The organism is Synechococcus sp. R55.7 (assembly GCF_047461955.1).
Classification (GTDB): domain Bacteria; phylum Cyanobacteriota; class Cyanobacteriia; order Thermostichales; family Thermostichaceae; genus Thermostichus.
In genome coordinates, this window is the sequence record NZ_JANSIC010000064.1 from 1,998 (window position 1) to 6,226 (window position 4,229).

Below are 4,229 nucleotides of genomic sequence, written 5' to 3' on the forward strand. Positions count from 1 at the left end.
TGGATTACATTGCCGACGAGACCGTACCTCGCTATCGCACCACCCATGCGCCTGTGGCCTACCTACGGGTAGCCGAGGGCTGTAACTACCGCTGCTCTTTCTGCATCATCCCCCACTTGCGGGGCGACCAACGCTCTCGCTCCATCGAGTCCATCCTCCGGGAAGCAGAACAGCTGGCCGAGGAAGGAGTGCGGGAGCTGATTTTAATTTCCCAGATCACCACCCACTACGGGATCGACCTCTACGGGGAGCCGCGCTTGGCTGAGCTTATCCGCGCCCTGGGCCAGATCCCCATTCCCTGGATCCGCATGCTCTACGCCTACCCCACGGGCATTACCCCCGCTGTGGTGGAGGCCATTCAAGAGACCGCCAATTTCCTGCCTTACCTGGATCTGCCTTTACAGCACAGCCATCCTGAGATCCTCAAGGCCATGAATCGCCCCTGGCAAGGGCAGGTCAACGACCGGGTGATCGAGCGGCTGCGCCAGGCGTTGCCCAATGCCGTGCTGCGCACCAGCTTTATCGTCGGCTTTCCTGGGGAGACGGAGGAGCACTTCCAGCATCTACTAGACTTTGTCCAGCGCCATCAGTTTGACCATGTGGGGGTGTTTACCTTTTCTCCCGAAGAGGGCACCCCTGCCTACCACCTCCCCCATCAGGTTCCAGAGGCCGTCAAACAAGAGCGCCGCGCCCGTCTAATGCAACTGCAGCAAGGCATTGCCTTCCGCCGCAACCGCGAGCAGGTGGGCCGAGTGGTACCTGTACTTTTGGAGCAGGAAAACCCCAGAACCGGCGAGTGGATTGGCCGCTCCCCTCGCTTTGCCCCCGAAGTGGACGGGGTGGTGTACGTGCGTGGGGAGGGCTCTCTGGGATCCCTGGTGCCGGTGCAGATCACCCACGCCGAGCCCTATGATCTCTTCGGTCGGGTGGTGGCAGCGCCGGAGGGTTTTAGCTGGAGCGGGCGGTAGCGGTGCAAAGCACTTTGGTAGGATCTTCATCCACGGGAGAGGAGCTGGGAATGACTACCCTTGGCGGCAGCGGGACCGAGTCTTTAGATGAGCTGAAACAGGCGGCAGCCCGGGCTGCAGTTCAAAAGGTGCAGTCGGGAATGGTGGTGGGGCTGGGCACGGGATCCACAGCCGCCTTTGCTGTCAGCGCCCTAGCAGAGCGGATGCAAAGCGAGGGTCTGCAGATCCTCGGTGTGCCCACCTCCGAGCGCACGGCTGAACAGGCCCGCTCCCTGGGGATCCCGCTGGCTACCCTAGAAGAGCAGCCGCGCCTGGATCTGGCCATCGATGGGGCCGACGAGATTGAAGTGGGATCCCTGAACCTGATCAAAGGGGCAGGAGGGGCCCTGTTGCGGGAAAAATTGGTGGAGGCCAGCGCTGCCGAGCTGATCATCATCGCCGATGCCTCTAAAAAAGTCGCGCAGTTGGGCACCCGCTTCCCTGTGCCCGTGGAGGTGGTGCGCTTTGGCTGGAAAACCACCTTGGCGCGGGTAGAGGCTCTGGGGTGCACAGCCACCTTACGGCGGAATGCCAACGGGGATCCCTACTTGACGGACGAGCAGCACTACATCCTCGACTGCCAATTCGGCCCCATGGCGGATCCTGCCAAGATCGCCGATCAACTCAAAGGGACGGTGGGGGTTGTGGAACATGGCCTGTTCATCGGCATGGCCAAAGAGGCAATCATCGCCCTCCCGACTGGGATCGAAACGCTGCAACCCAGCTGACAACTTCCTATACCCAGTCGTGTATTGGCGTTGCCCAGGAACTGGGTTTACAGCTTTTTCCGACTTCATGGGAGTTCCGTAGCCAAGCGGGAGCCTTCCCACGCAAGAGATTGATTGACACTGGCTGTGGTAAACAACGCTGAAAAAAGCTGTACAGCTATCCCCAACTCCCCTCTCCCCCTGGGAGAGGGGCTGGGGGTGAGGGGGAGCGCTTGGGAAATGTCTCAATCGGGTCTGAAATGACCATAGACGAAGAGGCTGTAGGCGAATTGGAGTTTCTGCCCGATGCTGACCTTACGAACTGTGGCTGACCTGCTGCAAACTCCCCTGCAGGGGGATCCCCATTTGTTGGGTCTTCCCGTCCAAGCCATTTGCACCGACAGCCGCCAACTTCAGCCAGCCTCAGTCTTCGTGGCGCTGCGGGGGGAACGGTTTGATGGACACGACTTCATTCCACAAGCTTTGGCAAGGGGGGCCGTTGCCGTCATCAGCCAGCGTCCGGTGGCTGGGCCCCATTTTCAAGTCTCAGATACCCTAGCTGCCTACCAGCGCATTGCCAGAGGCTGGCGGGAGCAGTTTCCCCCCTCCGTAGTAGCCATCACGGGCTCAGCAGGCAAAACCACCACCAAGGAAATGCTGGCGGCTGCCCTATCCCGCTACGGCACAGTTCTCAAAAGTGAGGCCAACCACAACAACGACATCGGGGTTGCTCAAACCCTGCTCCAGATGCGACCGGAGCATCAGTTTGTGGTTCTGGAAATGGCCATGCGAGGCCCCGGAGAAATTCGCCGCCTGGCTCAGATGGCTCAGCCCACCCACGCCTTGATCACCCATATTGGCACCGCCCACATCGGCAGACTGGGATCCCGCGCGGCCATTGCTGCTGCCAAGTGCGAGCTGCTGCAGGAGCTAGGGCAGGGGGTGGCTCTGCTGAATGGAGAAGATCCCTTGTTGTTGTCCACTGCCGCCAGCCTGTGGTCGGGACAAACCCTTACCTATGGTCTGGATCGGGGGGACTTACGGGGAGAATGGGATCCCCAAGCCCAAACGGTAACTGTGGAGGGCCTAACGCTGCCGGTGCCCTTGCCGGGAAGACACCATGCCCTCAACTGGATGGGAGTGCTGGCTGCTCTGTGCAGCTTGGGGCTGGATTGGGAGCGGCTCCGAGAACCCATTGCTTTGCCTACCCCTCTGGAGGGGCGCAACCGCCATCTCAAGCTGGCAGGAGATGTGGAAATCTGGGACGAAACCTACAACGCCTCGCCGGAAGCGATGATCGCGGCTCTACACCTGCTGGCCCAAACCCCGGGAAAACGGCGCTGGGCCATTCTCGGCCCGATGCGGGAATTGGGAGAGCATGCGCCTCAGCTCTATGCGGAGGTGGGTCGGGCGGCTGCCCCTTTGGGGCTGGATCGGATCTTGCTCTTGGATCCCGAAGGAGAAATGCAACCGCTGCTCGACCAAAAACCGGCAGCCCAGACAGAACGCTGCGAGGAGGTATCCGAACTGCTGGAAATCTTGCTCCATCACGTGCAAGCCGGGGATCGGCTGCTGTTCAAGGCAGCGCGGGCTGTTGAACTGGAGCGGGTGCTGCGCCGCTTTTTGCAGGAGTGGCAGGCATAGGCTAAACTGAGGGATATATCGATGGAAAGCCCGCGTCCCTCGGTTGAGAGGAGATCAATCCAAGCCGAGTTCATTCCTCGTCGATAACTGCCCTTTTTCCGTACGGCATGTACTACCACAATCCCTCTCTGCGCGAAGAGCCCCGCGATCAGCCGCCAACGGTGGTGCCCTCTCCTAGCAGCCTCTCCATTCTTGACTGGTTGCGCAAAGAGGGCCGGTTGATCGAGCAGCCCATTGAGGTCCCTGAGATGATTTTGGAAGAAGACATCGACGATATCGACGATTTGATCGGGGACGACTACGACGAAGACTTCGAGCCGGAAGAAGAGTAAGCACAACTGCCAGGATTATTACGAGCTCGTTAACTCATTTATCCCTTTGCTCGGCACCGTGAGGGTGTTATTTTTTGTGCTGCCGCTGGATAGACAGCTCGAGCAAACAAAACAGTACAGTCGTTTCAGGTTAGAGTGAGACGCCTGAGCTACCAAGAAAAGTCTTCCAGCCCCGCGCATTCAACGCTTCAGGTGTGGGTGCAGCGTTTTAGTTTGAATCAGAATGACTATAGATGCAGACAAACGTAACTGATCCCTCAGCCTCAAGGGATCCTTTTTCAGCCTGTTTTGGATTGCTCACCACCACCCTGCGATGATTGTTGCAAATCTAACCTTAGTGGAAGATACCCCCGCAGCCTTTGTAAGAAAGCATCTTGGGGCAGTAGAAACATCTTTTTCGGGGACTTTTTTCGATTTCTCACTTACCATGCAGTGCCCGGCAAAGTTCTCTCCACCTCTTTGGAAGCTGGGGAAGTGGTTACGGTCGAGGGATCCCCTGTGGAAATCTCTTTGGCTGATGGTGTCAAGGTCAACGATGC

The 4,229-nt window shown here is 58.8% G+C and carries 4 protein-coding genes; all 4 read left to right on the top strand.

Features of this window, described 5'->3' with window-relative positions; genetic code table 11:
* A partial coding sequence (gene rimO / locus NW820_RS05040; RefSeq protein WP_414406857.1) for a 30S ribosomal protein S12 methylthiotransferase RimO occupies positions 1–968 on the top strand: 968 nt, incomplete at its 5' end.
* Between the two features lie 50 nt (positions 969–1,018).
* The gene (rpiA, locus tag NW820_RS05045) at positions 1,019–1,735 is read left to right on the top strand and encodes a ribose-5-phosphate isomerase RpiA (RefSeq protein ID WP_414406858.1); all 717 of its coding nucleotides are present in this window, start codon (positions 1,019–1,021) and stop codon (positions 1,733–1,735) included.
* A gap of 285 nt (positions 1,736–2,020) precedes the next feature.
* On the top strand, positions 2,021–3,358 hold the full coding sequence (locus tag NW820_RS05050; protein WP_414406859.1) for a UDP-N-acetylmuramoyl-tripeptide--D-alanyl-D-alanine ligase: 1,338 nt from the start codon (positions 2,021–2,023) through the stop codon (positions 3,356–3,358).
* Positions 3,359–3,465: 107 nt separating this feature from the next.
* Positions 3,466–3,690, top strand: coding sequence for a DUF3134 family protein (locus tag NW820_RS05055; RefSeq protein WP_011433626.1), 225 nt, complete (start codon positions 3,466–3,468; stop codon positions 3,688–3,690).
* Positions 3,691–4,229: the final 539 nt, after the last annotated feature.

Excerpts from the sequence above, each read along its gene's own strand:
- rpiA (WP_414406858.1), top strand. The coding sequence starts at position 1,019 with ATGACTACCCTTGGCGGCAGCGGGACCGAGTCTTTAGATGAGCTGAAA.
- NW820_RS05050 (WP_414406859.1), top strand. The coding sequence starts at position 2,021 with ATGCTGACCTTACGAACTGTGGCTGACCTGCTGCAAACTCCCCTGCAG.
- NW820_RS05055 (WP_011433626.1), top strand. The coding sequence starts at position 3,466 with ATGTACTACCACAATCCCTCTCTGCGCGAAGAGCCCCGCGATCAGCCG.